The following is a 15,808-nucleotide window of genomic DNA, read 5'->3' on the forward strand; positions in this document are numbered from 1 at the left end:
GGGATCAATATGTCCATTGAAATAAACCAAGAAAAGCTTAGTACTGAAAAAGAAACAGTAGAACAAAGTTTTGTATTTGAATCTGGCAATGAAATGGCTGCCTACGCAGCACATCAGATCAATTATCATGTAATGGGATACTTCCCTATTTCTCCTTCGACAGAAGTTGCTCAGTTCCTTGATGGGATGAAATCTAGAGGCGAACATGATATCGTTTTGATTCCTGCAGATGGAGAACATGGTTCAGCGGGAATATGTTACGGGGCTTCTACTGGAGGCGGACGAGTTTTTAACGCAACAAGCGCGAATGGATTTCTTTACATGTTAGAGCAGCTTCCTGTTCAATCCGGAACCCGGTTTCCAATGGTATTAAATTTAGTTAACCGCTCTGTTTCCGGTCCGTTAAATATCCATGGTGATCATTCTGATTTATATTTTGGTTTGAATACCGGTTGGCCAATCTTGATGGCCCGTGATCCTCAAATTGTTTATGATATGAACATTATTGCGATAAAACTAGCAGAAGATCCAGCCGTTAGACTGCCTGTTATCGTTTCATTTGATGGATATTTCACCTCTCACCAAAAACGCCGAGTACAGGTAATCAAAAATAGAAGTGATGTTCAAAAATTCATCGGCGAGATGCCAACGAACTTCCCTCATGCCTTAGACCGTGAGAATCCTGTTACCATCGGACCTTATATGAATGAACCGGACTATATTAATAACTGCTATCAACAATCTGAAGCGATGTACAATGCCGAAGCTGTTTTTGAAAGAATTTCAAAAGAATATGCAGAGTTAACCGGTCGGGAATATCCAATCCTTGATTTATATCGCATGGAGGATGCCGAAGTCGCAGTATTTATGCTGAATTCTGCCGCTGAGGTTTGTAAAGACGTGGTCGACCGACTTCGCTCACGGGGGATAAAAGCTGGGGTGATTTCACCAAATATGATTCGTCCCTTCCCTCAAAAACAATTAGCGGAAGCCTTAAAAAATATTAAGGCCGTTACGGTTGGTGACCGTGCAGACTCTTACGGAGCACATGGCGGTAACATGGCACTCGAATTAAGAGCAGCCTTGCAAACCGTTGGTAACGCACATACAAAAGTAATCAACCGCATCTACGGATTAGGCGGAAAAGACTTTTATGCTGACGATGCTGAGCACTTTTTCCAGTTAGCACTCGATGCTGCTGAGAAAGGCTTTGCTGAAAAGCCGTTCGATTACTTCGGGCACAATCCAGGCGACCCAGAATTTGCTCCGAAACGTGTTTTAAATCCTATGAAAAAAGAAGACTTGAACACTGGTTTAATCACGGTAACTCCTGATGAAAAAACCGGAGAACTGAAAGTGAAAATTCCTCCAATGCGGAGTCTAACGAAGAAACCAAAACGTCTTGCCTCTGGTCACGGCGCCTGTCCAGGCTGTGGAATCTTCTCTGGATTGGAATTGTTCTTTAAAGGAATTGAAGGAGATATCGTAGCATTATTCCATACGGGTTGTGCAATGGTAGTAACAACAGGCTTCCCTTATAGCTCTCATAAAGCCACCTACATCCATAACCTTTTCCAGAATGGCTCTGCTACCCTGTCCGGCCTTGTGGAAATGTTCCATGAAAGAAAAAGACGCGGTGAATTGGCGGAGCTGGGACTGAGTGATGAATTTACTTTCGTCATGGTGACGGGCGACGGTGGAATGGACATCGGCATGGGACCTGCGATTGGAACGGCTTTACGTAACCATAAAATGATTATACTGGAGTATGATAACGAAGGGTACATGAATACAGGCAGTCAGCTCTCCTACTCTACACCGATGGGACATATGACGAGTACATCCAATATTGGCGGTTTCCAAAATGGAAAGCCCTTCCATCACAAGGATACTGCTCAAATTATGGCAGCCACACACATTCCATATGTATTTACGGGGACAGAAGCCTTTGACCGTGACCTATTAAAGAAAGCCGCGAAAGCACAGTGGTATGCGAATAATGAAGGCTTAGTATATGGGAAAATATTAATTACCTGCCCATTGAACTGGAAATCAAAGGATGAATTAGGACAAACGATTGTAGAGGCTGCCGTTAACTCCTGCTTCTTCCCTCTTTATGAAGTTGAGCATGGTATTACAACAGTTACCTATAACCCTGAGGAAAAAAATAAACGATTAGCCGTATCTGAATGGCTGAAGCTAATGGGTAAAACGAAACACTTACTCAATGAAAATAGCAAAGACATGCTGGAGATGTTTGATAAGGAAGTTGACCGCCGTTGGAATATGCTTAAGGCGAAGCATGAAAGTCCTTATCTATAGAAGAAAGAGTCCCGAGTGCTGGTTTAGTACTTGGGACTTTTTTGGATTTAGATACTATTGATAGGCATATATTTCTTCATCCATTATTTTAAGACTATCAAAGAACCTATTTAAAATATGCGTTGTGTCTCATTCATTGTCTAGCTCCTACGTTTCCTACCTTCTTTTTATTCATCAAAATAACAAGATAAAGTGTCGATAAAACACCCATTAATGTCGTACTTAAGTAAAGAACCTCCGCCCAAACGGTTTGTGAATCTGTTCCTAGAAAAAGCCCATGAATAGCTGAAAGGATCCACAGTGGAAATACTAGATAATGCGTTTTTTTCCAAAATGAACGTCCAAATTCCTTCATAAAATCAGATGTAAAAATAACAACTACTAATAAATATGTTGCTATTGTACCAATCCCTGTTAAGATTGGGTCATTTGGAGAAGCGAAGGGGATGAGAATGGACTTTAAAGTATAAGGCTGATACGTATCATACAAAAATAAACAAGTATGTACCCCTATAAATAATAAGGCTACCTGACCGATTATTTGGTGAAATGCGAGGATGTTACCCTTTTTTCGTGGAATATGTCGATAGATTCCCGCCAGTAAAGATAATGTCAGCAAAAAATAACCTGCCAAACCAGCGACCCTAATGATGATCCAAATCCAATTCATTGTGCTACCTCCAGTCCTTCATATAATGTTGTATCACCACCGATGGCGATTTGGTTATTTTGAAAATAAATAAAATAAGCAATCTTAGGAAACCTTATTGCTAGCAATGCTTTTGCGTCCTCACAAGGAAGAATGCATAAGAGTTTTGAAGCTGTTTCTGCTTCCATTACGGTGTTAGCAATTACACTTGCTTGTAAAACTCCATTTTGTGCGGGTTCACCTGTTCTGCCGTTTAAAATATGATGATATGCGGTGTGGTCCTTCCCCCACTTCCGATAATTTTTTCCTGAAGTCGCCAGTGCACAATCCTTGATTACAAGCTTCATCATATCTTTTCCCATTAATATCGGATGTTCAATGCCAACTTCATAGGATCCTATTACGGTTAAATCTCCACCTGCATTAATGAGGGAACGATTTAAGCCCTTTTGATGAAGCAATCTTTTAACTTGGTCAATAATATATCCTTTACCAAACCCGCCAAAATCAAAGGAGAAGTCCCTCTTCTTTATGAGCCATTTTTCCGTTAATCGTTCAATTGGTTCTTCATTAAATTCTTTTATAGCAAACTTCCCTTCTTCAAAAATAGGTTTGTAATTCTCATGGAAAGAAGAAGTATATCCAATCTCTTTCATGTTATCACCCATAAATGGATGAACGTAATAGTCTGTCTTCCTTGCTAGTGTTAGAGACTGATCAAGTAGATCCACAAATGATTTATCTAAATGAATCGGTACATTTAGAGCTCTATTGTTAAGATAGAACAGATAATTATCGGGAATAAATCTGCTTGTGTTCTGCTCAAATTCACGAATTATTTGCTCGACTTCTAATTGAACCTGCTTGTTCATTCCGTCTAACTTAATCATGCAATTCATTGCCTTAAATTCTCTCGTCTTCATCGTGATGCACCTGAACTTCTATTCCCTTGTTCAAATCCGCTGCTTGGAGCCTGTTGGAATTGATCCTGTCCCCAAGAGGATGATCCTTGGTCAGGTGAACTTTGGCTAATGCTACCTTCATCATAAGATGCAGATGGTACAGAAGCTTGTTCACTATCACGTTGCGGATGATTCCCGCGGGAAAAACGGTCTTGCTGGCCTTGATTTTCATTAAATCCTGATGAGTTGTCCTGATTTGAATTATTTTCAGCTGTGCTATTCGTTGTACTTGATGGATTTTGATTATTCAATACCAATCCCCCGAAGCTAAATGCAGTTGCAGTACTGACAGCAATAATGGTCCATTTCACTTTTTTATCCATTCCTAAATTCCTCCAATATATTTTAGTTAATATAGGTGCAACGTGACTTTCGCTTCTTCTTATGCTCTTACTATAAACATGGTTGGTGAAAACTTAGTGAAATTACATAACGTAAAAAATAAAAAAAGCATATACCGGAGGTCCGACATATGCTTGTACAATTAATTTTCAATAGAGTCTCTTTGAAAAGCTTTCTCTAATGTGAATCTATCTATAAATTAACTTTCCCGCAACAAACGAGGCAACCTATTGGTTACCTCGTTTACATGACTTCATTTCGCTTCTTCAAATAGCGATACAAAATAATACTAAAGACAGAACATAATAACCCACAGACTCCAATGAATAGAAACCCTGCTTGAAATCCTCTCATCAGACCCATTTCAGCTCCAAGAAGACTTGTAAACCATCTTTTAAAAAATTCAATCATCGCTCCCAAGAATAAATTACTGATAACGACCACAATGCCCATAATCGTTACAGTAACGGTAATAGCAGCATCAATACCATTAGGATATCTTTTAGCAAGCAATGCCATTACGGTCGGATAAACCGGAGCAATTCCAAATCCAGCTGCTGCATATAACCATACACCCGATGATCCCAATAATGTAGCTATAATGGTCGTAATTCCAGCAAGACCAGAAAATATAATGATAGAAATCATAAATCCTATTTTATCGGTTATAAATCCTAGAAGTAATCTTCCTATCATAAAACAGAGGAAAAAAATAGATAACATCCCAGAAGCTGCTGTTGAACTCCATTGAAAAGATCTTTCAAGAAAGTTAACAAGCCAGCCGGCAATCGACAGTTCCACAATAACCCCAAACGACAGAATGATAATAATGAACCAAGCTACTCGGTCCTTTAAAAACATCTTTATAGGCAGTCGGTCGTGAGTAGTTGTTTGATTCACTGGTAGCGTACTAAATAATGCAGGAATCATAGGGATGATACATAAGGAAAGCATGACAAAATACATTCCCTGCCAGCCTAGCTCACGCCCACCCAAAAAAGTCATACCCATTAAACCCGCTGCCATCAAAGGGGCAGCCGTCGAACTAAGTCCATAAAAGAAATGAGATAAGTTCATCATAAAGCCAGTGTTTTTCGTAAAAATTCTCGCAGCCAATATCGCTAACGCAATTTCTAACATTCCGTTTCCTAAATACATAATGAAATAAGAAACGGAAAAAAAGGCAAAATTACTAGAAAAATAAATGAAAACACCTGAAATCGCCATAGTTCCAAAGGCTATCAGACTCGTAATCTTAATCCCGACTTTAGATGAGAAAGCACCAGTAAAGCTGCAAGCAATTAAAAAACCAATTGAATTAATGGCTAATAGAAAACCAACCTGCAGCTCATCGATTCCATAATCGATTTGCATTTGAGGAATCGCTGGTCCCTTGATATTTTCAGATAACCCAAAAACTAGATATCCTAGAAAAATAACAAAAAATGAAAGTGGTATGTATTTCTTTACCGGTTGAGTTTGTGGCAATGTTTGCATAGTATATATCCCTTCACTTGATTCTTAATACCACTTACCTTCTGAAACTACAATTACTTGCCCGCCGACTTGGATGAGATAATGATTATCTATCTTTTTGGCATTTATTTTTAGTAGTGATGGTCTGCCAATAAAAGCACCTTGTTCAACACGATAGTTTATTTCATGGGAGTTAAAAAAGTTATGTACCAATAAATATCCTGCTAAATTCCCATTAGCACTTCCTGTTGCTGGGTCTTCTAAATATCCTGAATTACACATAAACAATCTTACGTTAAGATCATTTTCAGGGCTTGTCGTTTCGGTTGTAAAAACAAGTAGGTTAACTTCTCCAATATCCTTTAAGAGTTTCTCATAAGCACCATGATTAATTTTGCAACGACTTACAGCATCCAATGAATTCAAATGGACTATTACACTTGGTAATCCAGTTGTTACAACTTGTATCGGAAAATCAGTATTGATATCTTCTTGATTAATTTGTAGTATAGCTGCAATTCTATCAATCTCCACATTTGCACCAAATTCAGGTTGGTTTTGGGTCATCCAGGCGTATTGATCTTCAAACACAACTGGTATTTGCCCAACAGGTAAATTAAGTTTAATTTCACTACTTTCTGAACGGTCTAATAAGTTCTTGATAACATAGGCTGTTCCTAGGGTTGGATGTCCTGCAAAAGGTAATTCAGAATCAGGAGAGAAAATCTTAACATCATATCCTCCATTATCCTGTAATTCAGACATAATAAAGGTTGTTTCTGAAAAGTTCATTTCTCTAGCAATTTTTTGCATTTCGGTTGGTTCCATTTCCCCCTCTGGAATAAAAACAGCTAGTTGATTTCCCTCATATTTGTTTTCGGCAAACACATCCACAATATAAAACTTCATTATCATGACCCCTTTCTGAGTACTTCAATTATGGTGAAAAACAAAGATCAACAGCAATAATCATAAGGATGCAGCGGTGGATTTGCAGGAAGCAGCCATTTCGGTTTGAATAATGGGTCCCGCCAATGCCATGCACTTAAAGCAGCTGCACATGCATCGATGATATGGCTTTCTTCCACAATAGATTTAGGAAGCTGGGTTAATTGCTGCTCACCCAACCAGTTTCTAATAAAACATCTCGATGACAAGTCTTGTTTATATTTCAAAACATATGGGAAATCCTCTTGAGGAAGTCTCGATCCAATGGTGGCACCTGGGTGAACTTCGACAATGGAGATTGGATTGAAAGTCTTCAAATTTTCAATTTCTCTTGTAAGTTTTATCCCTCTCAATGTAAGATAGACCATTCGATTGAGAGTGGGAGGCATGATGGAACCAGATTTCATTCCCAGCGAAATAATAAACTGTCTCAGCAGCTTATCCCCTTGTCTGTCTCCGCCGCCATCCTCATAGGATAATGGGGCATCCATTCCGATGATAACTTCATCTTTCTTACTTTGAGTCTGAATTTCTTCTAATATTTCAAAATCACTTACATCACTCATTAGTTTGAGAAATTTTAATTCTCTATCCTGTTTTTCAAATAACGATAAAACCGTATCTTTATGATTACTTGGCCCTGACAAATCAATACCTATCACTCTCATAATCAATCTCGCTTTCAGTCAATCTTGAAATATCTATGGAAAAATGTTTATGTCAGCTACTTTTTTATAATCTTACCAACATTACCTTCAAACGTCACGATTAATCTCTTCTCTATTTCTCAAAAAGTTTATACATCAAGCCCACTTATTATGGCATCTATTTTATTTGAACTATTTATCTTAACCTCAAAAAATAATCCCTGGATATGAATGTATCCAAGGATTATTTATATTATGCCTACAAGTTAATTACGATATCGCTGTTCACTTTATCATGGATATTTTTAAATATAATGATAGAAGAAAGAATCGTAATCAAGTTAATAGTTGGGATAATGAATATTACTGGAACTACATTAACACCCGCCAGCGCCATTCCGATGATTTTACCTGAAAGAGCGGTCATTAAAAGGGATAAAAAAACAAAATAAATCGAACCTAAAAAATAACCAATCGGAACTCTTTTAATCAAAAAGACCCCTGATATAAACGAGATTGGTAAAAAAAGTGCTAAATCAAAGCCCTGCACAATTAGGGTTGTATAATGATCTAAATCGATTGGAATCCCTTCTTTATATAGGGGTGGAACGACAACCTGTAGCCACAAACTACCGATAACTACGGCGTTAAAGATTAAAAATCCACCTAAAAACTTAACAGGCAGCCTTGAATGAAAATACTTACTAAGGTTCTCAAAATATAGTGGAAATATCGTTAAAATCAGTGCAAAGAAACTCGCCGATAATAGAAGGACATATACTAAAAACAATGGATTAAACATCGCCATAGCTAAATAAAAGAGGTAGGTAAGGAAGAAATAGAGCAGCGATCCTGAAAGCATTATTCTCCCCTTTAATGAACCTTTTCTTGCAAAATATAGTGCATTCAAAAGCAATGGGATGGCAATGAATAATGTAACAACATCCTGTGCGATTCCTTGAATTGCTACATCAGCTGACATATCCTGATAAATACCTTTACCGAAAATCGTGACTGTTTCACCGCGTATAGAAATATGCTCATATTCTCCAGGGCCGCTCTTTGAAAAGATTCCTGCAGTTGTAGCAATTATAGCTAAGATAGATATGCTATAAACTAGCAAACTGACAGCCTTTTTATACTTCATTTTTGATTCCCACCCTTAGAATAATGTTTTAGAATCAGAACAACTCCATTCACATTCATTATATAGACATATTAAGGAAATTGAGGTAAATATTATGACGATATTTCTAAAAATTATGTTATTTTAATTTGGGCAAAAAAAATCCCAGATAATAATATATCCAGGGGGATTTTCTTAAGGATTACAAATAAATATTAGCTTAAAATTTTATAATATATAACGGTGGTATCCAGCTCTCCTTCACCTGAAAGGGCAAAGTGAGGAATTTTTCCCGCGGGGATATAACCAAGTGATTGATAAAGCAGATTGGAAGGGTCCCCTTCCCTTGTATCAAGGACAAGTAATGTCCTACTTTCATTGATTGCTCTTTCTTCGGCCACTTTCATTAAGCTCCGGGCAACACCCTTTCGTCTAGCATTTGGACACGTCATTAGCTTAGCAATTTCTGCTCGATGAAGACCATTCTGCTTTGTACAAAAATGTACCTGGATTGTACCAACAATTTCGTCATCGATTTTTGCGATAAATAAGATGACATCTGATTTTAATGCAGAATGCCAATATTGTCTTGCATCTGCTAGCTTCATAGGCGGTAAAAAGCCTATTGAAGCCCCATCATCTACCACCTTCACCAAAAGTTCAGAGAGTTGATCTATATGAGACTCGATGGATTCAATTTCTTCAATTTTTAGCATACTGAACACCTCTATCAGAATAATTTGATACTCAAAATTATTATTAATATAATGAAGATTATACGATGGAAAAAAGGGGTTGCCAATGATTTCTAATAATGAATCTCATCATCAACTGAGGAGAACATATTTTATAGGGGTTATCATCACGGTTCTACTGGGCCTTGCATCCAGAAAATTTGGCTATCTATTATTCTCCTTTTTGGCAGAGAATGCTGGAGATGTCCTTTGGGCGATGATAGTTTATTTCGGATTTCGCTTCTTATTTTTGAAAAAAAGCATGTTAACAGCGATATTCCTCAGTATTTTGTTAAGCTTCGGTATTGAATTCAGTCAGCTGTATCAAGAAGATTGGATCAATCAGATTCGCGGAACTTTGCTGGGAGCGTTGATTTTGGGTAAAGGCTTCCTTCTTGTTGATTTAATTCGATATACAACAGGAATTGTCATTGCCTCTAGCCTGGATCGTTTAATAATCCAAAAAAAACAGAAGAACAAATAAATCATAGAAAGAATGCAAATATCAGGCATTTTTAGAGCAATAAAAAAAAGGCTGCGTGCCGCAGCCTAGGGTTCAAAATGATAGTATTTTGTTAAGCGTATTTTATGCCGGCAAGCTTGATATTATGGAAATCACTGGACCCACAAGGTGTTACTGCATAGGTCATTTCACAATTTGGGCAGTTCATAACAACTGTTTCTAACGTAAACATTTCTCCACATTCGCAGTTAATTTCATGCGCCACTGTTGGTGCAAGTTTATCTTTTCCTTTACTTTTTACATGATCAACGATGTCTTTTCCATCTCTAATATGTGATGAACAACCACAGCTCATTTTTAACCCTCCAAGAATGCAAAGTAAATTACCTAGTAGAATAAGAGTAGCATGGGAAATTGAACTTCAATCACCCTAAAATCAAACAGATTATGAATTTTATCCATCTAAAAATATAAAAAAAGAAGACTTCTAAACTAGATGTCTTCTTTGAAAATTTATTTTTTTTGTTTAATGTACTTTAATCATTTCAAAAATATCCTCATCATGGTGAACTCTTGTATGCTTGGATTCAATCCGTTCAAATTCTTCAATCTCTACATTATACATTGACTCGCCAAACCACCAGTTTTTGAATTCAAGAAAAAATTCTGTCAGCATCTTGATTCCTCCAGTTACGGTTATTGGATTTCTTATACTCTTATTATACATGTGAAGCGCTTCACATAAAAGCGCTTCCATAATAGACGGAATAGGAAAATAATAGTGAATAATTAGAAAATAGTGGGAGTCCTAGATTTATATAGATTTCCATTCATATAGAATATCTGCTAAATTTTCTTCATTTTCATGCCCAGTGCCAATCAATTTAAATCCATGTTTTTCATAGAATCGTTGTGCAACTTTGTTCACTTCAAACGTATATAGTGTTAATCTTCCCATTGAATTGCGTTTAGCTTTATCGAGTAATGTTTGGCCTAATCCAATTCCTTGATAATCAATATGAATATAGAGCTGACTTATTTCAGTATGATTATAGGCAATCATTCCAACTACTTTAAGATCCATTAACGCTAAATCTATTTGAAAGTTTTTAGCCAATATATGATTTAAAAAGTTTACGTGATTTTCAAAACTGTGAATATCCTTCTGACCAATAGCCTTTTCTTTACTCTCTCTCCACATTTTCACTGTTTGTTCTGCATATTTCGGGTCAAACTGAGTAATGATGATTTTGTGTTTCTGCATAACCGATCCCCTCGATTTTGTTTGGAACGGATTCCGTTCCCCTTTTTATTATTTTTTATCTACTGCAGCTACTGCCTCTATTTCTACCAACTGATTTCTATATCCCAACACCGTAACCCCTGATAACGTACTTGGAACATCATGATCACCAAATTCTTTTCTAATCGTTTCCCAAGCGGTAACTAGATCTTTTTGATTTTGAGTAGCAACGAGTACTCTTGTATAGACGATGTCTTCCAATGAAGCCCCGCATTCCTTCATTGCTTCTTTTAAGTTTTCCACACAAAGGTTTGCTTGCATTTCAACATCACTTGAATCAGGTACGATTCCCTCTTTTGTAAGCGGGCAGGCACCAGCTAGAAAGAGAATGTCCATACCCGCTGGAATTCGACTTGCGTAGGCATAGTCGACTTGGGCTAAATTGGCAGAATGAATGAGTGATATTTTTTTGGTCATTTTTACTGTCCTCCTCTTTATTCCAATTACTATAGTGTACTTGTATCAAAGATAACAAAATTCATATACAAAATAAAAACATTTTTACCTTTCTATTAAAAATCCACGTTTGACTAACAGCTTGTCCTATATAATATATGCTTGTCCGAATATATTATTAGCGTGAAGCAAATCACCTCAAAGAAAGGGGGGATTCGGATGAATAACGCTAATTTCACTAGATTCGCTTTAGTTTTATTAATTATCTTCCTCCTCTTCATCCTCTTCATTCTTTTAATGAACTTCTAGACTTATAGAAGGAAGCATAGACCATCAATATTGGGTGGTCTTTGTTTACATAAATCTGTAAATATAGCTTGTCCATGATGAGGAATAAAAGGATAGAGGACTGTTGTTTCAGTCCCCTATCCTTTTACCTTTTATTTGCCTCTAGTTGTAATTTCAATTATTTAGTAAAATCTGTGTTAGTGTTGGTCATATTTAATAACGGCAGCATTTCTTGTATCATATTTGGCAGAGATTCTGTTTGCTGAGATTGTGTTTGCTGAGATTGATTGTTATTCATCAAACTATTAATAACGGTAAGAATTGCGATAATTGTGGTAAGATCCAGATTCCCCAGAAGATTAGATAGTGTGGTAGGAGAATTCTGTGTTGTGGAATTTTCCATATTTTCTAAATTTTTGTTCAATCTCCTTATCTCATCGTATAATTTATTCACCGATATTTCTGTTTCTGCTTTTTGAGTCGCTAAAACTATTTCTTCCCTTCCGCTCGCCTCACTTTTTTTCCTATCTTTACTCTTTTTGGCTTCTTTACCCAATATGTCCACCCCTTAATATTTTTTACACAAAGATGAATGAAGGTTTGTCCAAATTATAGTATGTAGGGAAACGGTAAGGTGTATAGACAAAGGTGTAATTACAATAAAAAATGAATGGGTTCAGTTAAAACCAGGATTCTTCATTAATTAAATGGAATATGTATTCAAAGTCCTCCAACTGGAATATCTATTTATCTAGAGGTTTTAAAATTCTAGACATTTTTTTTGATGATAATATTTTCATTGGAGGGCATTTATGAAAGCAATCGTTTATAAAAAATATGGTCCGCCAGATGTTCTTAAAATAACAGAGGTTGAAAAACCTATTCCTAATGACAGTCAAGTATTAGTAAAAGTTCATGCTGCATCAGTCAATTTCGGAAACCTGGTCCTTTTAAAGGGAGAACCGTTCTTAGCCCGTTTTGCTTTTGGTCTATTAAAACCAAAGTATTCCATTCCTGGCGGTGACGTGGCCGGTACAATAGAAGCAGTTGGCAAAGATGTTACTCAATTTCAACCTGGAGATGAAGTGTTCGGGGATTTGTCCAGCAGTGGATGGGGCACATTTGCTGAATATGTGGCAGTCCCTGAAATTGCATTAGCCTTAAAACCGGCCAATTTGTCCTTTGAAGAAGCGGCTGCGGCTCCGATGGCAGGAGTCACTGCCTTACAGGGTCTGCGAGATAAAGGCAAGATTCAAGCTGGGCAAAAGGTTTTAATTAATGGGTCCTCGGGCGGTGTCGGCACTTTTGCTGTTCAGATTGCCAAAGCATTAGGGGCAGAGGTTACAGGTGTCTGCAGTACAAGAAATGTAGAAATTTTACAATCGCTTGGAGCAGATTACATCATTGACTATTCGAAGGAAAATTTTACCGAAAATAAGAATACCTATGACCTAATTCTTGGTGTGAACGGGCACCAATCACTTTCGGATTATAAGCGTGCTTTAAAACCTAAAGGTATATTTGTCCACGTTGGAGGTTCTGGGTCTCAAATGTTTCAGGCTTTGACAGTGGGAGCTTGGATCTCTAAGACCTCGAGTAAAAAAATGGGGACCTTTTTACAGAGAGCTAATCAAAAGGATCTTGTAATTATGAAAGAACTGATGGAATCCGGTAAAGTAAAGCCTATTATTGATAGACAGTATTCGTTAAGCGAGGTTCCCGAAGCATTCAGATATTTTGAACAAGGGCATGCACAAGGAAAAGTAGTCATTACGGTGGAATAATAAATTTCAAATGAGGAATATCCCCCAAAGCAGTCGCTCTGGGGGTTTTTATCGTGAATTGAGAAGTTTTACTTATTGTTTATTCACCCATTTGATAATTTCGGAACTTACTTCGTCGGGTTTATCCCATTGAACCATGTGGCTAGTATCCTTTATTTTAATAATAGTAGCGTCTTTAATATCTTTCTTTAATTGGGATATTCCTTTTTCCCTTGCTGCATGTAACTCTTTTGGCTCTGTCGCATGTACCAGTAATAATGGTGATTTAATATAAGGAAATGTAGTTGTAAACGGTTCTTCATAGAAAGCCTTGATGATGGCTAAAACAGTAAATTTCGAGGCGATTAGTTCATACTTTTCTTTCTTCGTGAATATGGAAGTCACTGACTGTTCAATCGTAGAATCCCACCGCTTTGTGAATGTGCTGTACTCACCAAGAATTTCTTCCCAATCGTTATACTTGGCATTATCAATATAGGTGTTCCATCCTTCATAGGCTATTGAAAAAGTCATTTCCTCCTGAAATTCAGGAAAAGTAAAACCACCATCAAGTAGAATAACTCCCTTAATTTTTATAGGATAATGTTTTGCATAATGTAAGGCTGCATCTGCTCCCCATGAATGACCTAAAATAAAAAATGGTTTGTCCAATATGGAATCAAAAACCTTTTCATACCATGAGGCTAAATTTGAAAATAAATAGTCTTCTTCATTCTTAAATGATGCGCTTTTCCCATGCCCTGGTTGATCAATTAAAATAAGATGAAAGTGATTAGATAACTTTTTACTCAGTTCTGCGAAACTATAATATGCACTGCCAGCCAATCCATGCAGGCAAACAATCGTTGGATTCTTGTAATCTCCAGCTGCAAAATAACTTAGCTTTGCTCCATCCAACTTCTAAAATGATATTTTCCATTACGTACTCTCCCTTATGTTACCTGTTACACTTCTTTACATATTCTGTGTATCTTTCTAAGGACTATTTCCTATCTATTAAGAATTTAAAAAGTTTAATACAGTATCACGAAAACGAGTAGGTTCTTCTAGGTCTGGAAAATGAGCACTTTTATTAAAAAGTACTAGTTCACTATTTTTTAATTCTCTGTGTATGAGGTTGGAAATGGGTACACCTGTATTTCGATCAAACATACCTGTAATAATTAAAGCCTGATGTTTAATGTGGTTTAACCGATCAAGTAACGGAGTTTCCCTAGGATGATTCATTATTACTTTTGCCATTAATCCTGAATTGGTCAGCTTGCTTTCTTCCCATCGCTTTCTATTCTGTTCAGCAATTTTTTGATTTTCAAATAGCAGCCTATCAACTGTACTAGTATCTACCAAATTCCATACCTTCTCATATAAATGATTAATAGGAAGATTTTCTTTTAGGAGATTATTCACCTGTTTTAACAATGGAGTGTCACCTACTGACATAAAACCATTAATTTGAATTAATTTTCCTATTTCTAAATCAATTAAACTTGGACCAGATAGCACCATTTTATTGATATCATCCGGTAGAGTATAGGCAATCTCTAAAGCGAGTTCACCCCCGAAGGAATAGCCTAATAGATCAACCTTATCCACATCGAGCCATTTTTTAATTTTGCTAAAATCAGATATAAGCTGTTCCATTTTATAGTCTTCATCAGAAATAGGATTTTCACTTCTGCCACTGCCGCGCTGTTCATAATAGATAACGGTTCTTGTTTTAGAGAGTGAAGGTCCAATCGTTCTTTCAAAGGTGTAATGATTTCCACCTGGACCTCCATGAAGAAGAACCAAAGGTGTGGTCTGATTTTCACTCCCCTCAATTTTTATCCAATGTTTAATGGAGTTAATTTGAATATGATATTCTCCATTTTTCAATTTCATAGAAATACCTCGTTCCTAAATAATTTGAACAATCACCTATAATTTCTCTTTATCGTAAAAATATCCAGCATATGTAATGTCAAAAAGAAAAGCAGCCTGTTTCGGCTGGCAATTTGATAAGATTCGGGATTAGTTTTTAAATGATAGTCCGTCTTCCTTTAATGCATCCCTCAGTTTAGGTAAAGAAGCTGGTCCCATACCATGAAATTTCAAAATTTCCTTTTCACTATAGTTTGATAGCTCCAGCAAAGAAGTGATTCCATTGTTTTCCAATGCTCGTCTTGCTGGTGCTGAGAGTAATGAAAGAAATCCACTTTTAGGTGTTCGTTCTGTCTCGCAAGTCGGACAGGTTGGACAATCACTACTTTTATAATATTTGTGTCCTTTGTCGCAAATCCTTAAATTTTTTTCAGAAGTTGTCATTTTACAATATCTCCTTCTCGGTTTTTCATTACATCATATACCATTATTATAAAATTTTATAAAT

At 36.8% G+C, this 15,808-nt stretch carries 19 protein-coding genes; 3 read left to right on the forward strand and 16 right to left on the reverse strand.

Going from position 1 to position 15,808, the window contains the following annotated elements:
- Positions 1-9 precede the first annotated feature (9 nt).
- On the forward strand, positions 10-2,322 hold the full coding sequence (locus CHI06_RS17085; RefSeq protein WP_095249832.1) for a thiamine pyrophosphate-dependent enzyme: 2,313 nt from the start codon (positions 10-12) through the stop codon (positions 2,320-2,322).
- A gap of 133 nt (positions 2,323-2,455) precedes the next feature.
- On the opposite strand, the gene CHI06_RS17090 is transcribed toward CHI06_RS17085, so the two are convergent.
- From CHI06_RS17090 to CHI06_RS17125, 8 genes are all read right to left on the reverse strand, one after another.
- On the reverse strand, positions 2,456-2,992 hold the full coding sequence (locus CHI06_RS17090; RefSeq protein WP_095249833.1) for a ferric reductase-like transmembrane domain-containing protein: 537 nt from the start codon (positions 2,990-2,992) through the stop codon (positions 2,456-2,458).
- On the reverse strand, positions 2,989-3,894 hold the full coding sequence (locus CHI06_RS17095; protein WP_095249834.1) for an FAD:protein FMN transferase: 906 nt from the start codon (positions 3,892-3,894) through the stop codon (positions 2,989-2,991). The genes CHI06_RS17090 and CHI06_RS17095 overlap by 4 nt, the downstream gene beginning before the upstream one ends.
- Positions 3,891-4,256: a hypothetical protein gene (locus tag CHI06_RS17100; protein ID WP_095249835.1), complete on the reverse strand. Its 366-nt coding sequence runs from the start codon at positions 4,254-4,256 to the stop codon at positions 3,891-3,893. Before CHI06_RS17100 ends, CHI06_RS17095 begins: the two co-directional genes overlap by 4 nt.
- Positions 4,257-4,518: 262 nt before the next feature.
- Entirely contained in the window at positions 4,519-5,772 is a 1,254-nt protein-coding gene (locus tag CHI06_RS17105; protein ID WP_095249836.1) for an MFS transporter, read from the reverse strand.
- A gap of 24 nt (positions 5,773-5,796) precedes the next feature.
- Entirely contained in the window at positions 5,797-6,660 is an 864-nt protein-coding gene (locus tag CHI06_RS17110) for a PhzF family phenazine biosynthesis protein (protein WP_095249837.1), read from the reverse strand.
- A gap of 47 nt (positions 6,661-6,707) precedes the next feature.
- The gene (locus CHI06_RS17115; protein ID WP_095249838.1) at positions 6,708-7,367 is read right to left on the reverse strand and encodes a DUF429 domain-containing protein; all 660 of its coding nucleotides are present in this window, start codon (positions 7,365-7,367) and stop codon (positions 6,708-6,710) included.
- Positions 7,368-7,605: 238 nt separating this feature from the next.
- Complete coding sequence (locus CHI06_RS17120) at positions 7,606-8,493, reverse strand: hypothetical protein (protein WP_095249839.1); 888 nt, start codon at positions 8,491-8,493, stop codon at positions 7,606-7,608.
- Positions 8,494-8,687: 194 nt separating this feature from the next.
- On the reverse strand, positions 8,688-9,188 hold the full coding sequence (locus tag CHI06_RS17125) for a GNAT family N-acetyltransferase (protein ID WP_095249840.1): 501 nt from the start codon (positions 9,186-9,188) through the stop codon (positions 8,688-8,690).
- Between the two features lie 85 nt (positions 9,189-9,273).
- Between CHI06_RS17125 and CHI06_RS17130 the strand changes: the two genes are divergently transcribed.
- Positions 9,274-9,690 (forward strand): ribosomal maturation YjgA family protein, encoded by a 417-nt coding sequence (locus CHI06_RS17130; protein WP_179292662.1) that lies wholly within the window; start codon positions 9,274-9,276, stop codon positions 9,688-9,690.
- A 91-nt stretch (positions 9,691-9,781) separates the two neighbouring features.
- On the opposite strand, the gene CHI06_RS17135 is transcribed toward CHI06_RS17130, so the two are convergent.
- The 5 genes from CHI06_RS17135 to CHI06_RS17150 all read right to left on the reverse strand — a co-directional run bounded on the left by CHI06_RS17135 (position 9,782) and on the right by CHI06_RS17150 (position 12,212).
- Positions 9,782-10,024 (reverse strand): hypothetical protein, encoded by a 243-nt coding sequence (locus CHI06_RS17135; RefSeq protein ID WP_095249841.1) that lies wholly within the window; start codon positions 10,022-10,024, stop codon positions 9,782-9,784.
- 171 nt (positions 10,025-10,195) lie between these two features.
- Positions 10,196-10,345: a hypothetical protein gene (locus CHI06_RS29830; RefSeq protein ID WP_179292663.1), complete on the reverse strand. Its 150-nt coding sequence runs from the start codon at positions 10,343-10,345 to the stop codon at positions 10,196-10,198.
- 138 nt (positions 10,346-10,483) lie between these two features.
- Positions 10,484-10,933: a GNAT family N-acetyltransferase gene (locus CHI06_RS17140; RefSeq protein ID WP_095249842.1), complete on the reverse strand. Its 450-nt coding sequence runs from the start codon at positions 10,931-10,933 to the stop codon at positions 10,484-10,486.
- A 48-nt stretch (positions 10,934-10,981) separates the two neighbouring features.
- Complete coding sequence (locus CHI06_RS17145) at positions 10,982-11,389, reverse strand: RidA family protein (protein WP_095249843.1); 408 nt, start codon at positions 11,387-11,389, stop codon at positions 10,982-10,984.
- A 445-nt stretch (positions 11,390-11,834) separates the two neighbouring features.
- Positions 11,835-12,212 (reverse strand): hypothetical protein, encoded by a 378-nt coding sequence (locus tag CHI06_RS17150; protein ID WP_095249844.1) that lies wholly within the window; start codon positions 12,210-12,212, stop codon positions 11,835-11,837.
- Between the two features lie 256 nt (positions 12,213-12,468).
- Here CHI06_RS17150 and CHI06_RS17155 point away from each other — a divergent pair, with 256 nt between their 5' ends.
- Positions 12,469-13,440 (forward strand): NAD(P)-dependent alcohol dehydrogenase, encoded by a 972-nt coding sequence (locus tag CHI06_RS17155; RefSeq protein WP_095249845.1) that lies wholly within the window; start codon positions 12,469-12,471, stop codon positions 13,438-13,440.
- A gap of 72 nt (positions 13,441-13,512) precedes the next feature.
- On the opposite strand, the gene CHI06_RS17160 is transcribed toward CHI06_RS17155, so the two are convergent.
- The 3 genes from CHI06_RS17160 to CHI06_RS17170 form a co-directional block, all read right to left on the reverse strand.
- Complete coding sequence (locus CHI06_RS17160; protein WP_095249846.1) at positions 13,513-14,337, reverse strand: alpha/beta fold hydrolase; 825 nt, start codon at positions 14,335-14,337, stop codon at positions 13,513-13,515.
- A gap of 99 nt (positions 14,338-14,436) precedes the next feature.
- Positions 14,437-15,321: an alpha/beta fold hydrolase gene (locus CHI06_RS17165; protein WP_095249847.1), complete on the reverse strand. Its 885-nt coding sequence runs from the start codon at positions 15,319-15,321 to the stop codon at positions 14,437-14,439.
- Between the two features lie 129 nt (positions 15,322-15,450).
- Positions 15,451-15,744 (reverse strand): RNA polymerase alpha subunit C-terminal domain-containing protein, encoded by a 294-nt coding sequence (locus tag CHI06_RS17170; RefSeq protein WP_095249848.1) that lies wholly within the window; start codon positions 15,742-15,744, stop codon positions 15,451-15,453.
- Between the last annotated feature and the right edge of the window lie 64 nt (positions 15,745-15,808).

It is taken from the genome of Bacillus sp. 7884-1 (genome assembly GCF_002272245.1).
In the GTDB taxonomy this organism is placed as follows: Bacteria; Bacillota; Bacilli; order Bacillales; family Cytobacillaceae; genus Neobacillus.

What these genes read in the sequence shown, in the direction of transcription:
- CHI06_RS17085 (WP_095249832.1), top strand. Translation starts at nt 10, where the DNA reads ATGTCCATTGAAATAAACCAAGAAAAGCTTAGTACTGAAAAAGAAACA.
- CHI06_RS17090 (WP_095249833.1), bottom strand. Translation starts at nt 2,992, where the DNA reads ATGAATTGGATTTGGATCATCATTAGGGTCGCTGGTTTGGCAGGTTAT.
- CHI06_RS17095 (WP_095249834.1), bottom strand. Translation starts at nt 3,894, where the DNA reads ATGAAGACGAGAGAATTTAAGGCAATGAATTGCATGATTAAGTTAGAC.
- CHI06_RS17100 (WP_095249835.1), bottom strand. Translation starts at nt 4,256, where the DNA reads ATGGATAAAAAAGTGAAATGGACCATTATTGCTGTCAGTACTGCAACT.
- CHI06_RS17105 (WP_095249836.1), bottom strand. Translation starts at nt 5,772, where the DNA reads ATGCAAACATTGCCACAAACTCAACCGGTAAAGAAATACATACCACTT.
- CHI06_RS17110 (WP_095249837.1), bottom strand. Translation starts at nt 6,660, where the DNA reads ATGAAGTTTTATATTGTGGATGTGTTTGCCGAAAACAAATATGAGGGA.
- CHI06_RS17115 (WP_095249838.1), bottom strand. Translation starts at nt 7,367, where the DNA reads ATGAGAGTGATAGGTATTGATTTGTCAGGGCCAAGTAATCATAAAGAT.
- CHI06_RS17120 (WP_095249839.1), bottom strand. Translation starts at nt 8,493, where the DNA reads ATGAAGTATAAAAAGGCTGTCAGTTTGCTAGTTTATAGCATATCTATC.
- CHI06_RS17125 (WP_095249840.1), bottom strand. Translation starts at nt 9,188, where the DNA reads ATGCTAAAAATTGAAGAAATTGAATCCATCGAGTCTCATATAGATCAA.
- CHI06_RS17130 (WP_179292662.1), top strand. Translation starts at nt 9,274, where the DNA reads ATGATTTCTAATAATGAATCTCATCATCAACTGAGGAGAACATATTTT.
- CHI06_RS17135 (WP_095249841.1), bottom strand. Translation starts at nt 10,024, where the DNA reads ATGAGCTGTGGTTGTTCATCACATATTAGAGATGGAAAAGACATCGTT.
- CHI06_RS29830 (WP_179292663.1), bottom strand. Translation starts at nt 10,345, where the DNA reads ATGCTGACAGAATTTTTTCTTGAATTCAAAAACTGGTGGTTTGGCGAG.
- CHI06_RS17140 (WP_095249842.1), bottom strand. Translation starts at nt 10,933, where the DNA reads ATGCAGAAACACAAAATCATCATTACTCAGTTTGACCCGAAATATGCA.
- CHI06_RS17145 (WP_095249843.1), bottom strand. Translation starts at nt 11,389, where the DNA reads ATGACCAAAAAAATATCACTCATTCATTCTGCCAATTTAGCCCAAGTC.
- CHI06_RS17155 (WP_095249845.1), top strand. Translation starts at nt 12,469, where the DNA reads ATGAAAGCAATCGTTTATAAAAAATATGGTCCGCCAGATGTTCTTAAA.
- CHI06_RS17165 (WP_095249847.1), bottom strand. Translation starts at nt 15,321, where the DNA reads ATGAAATTGAAAAATGGAGAATATCATATTCAAATTAACTCCATTAAA.
- CHI06_RS17170 (WP_095249848.1), bottom strand. Translation starts at nt 15,744, where the DNA reads ATGACAACTTCTGAAAAAAATTTAAGGATTTGCGACAAAGGACACAAA.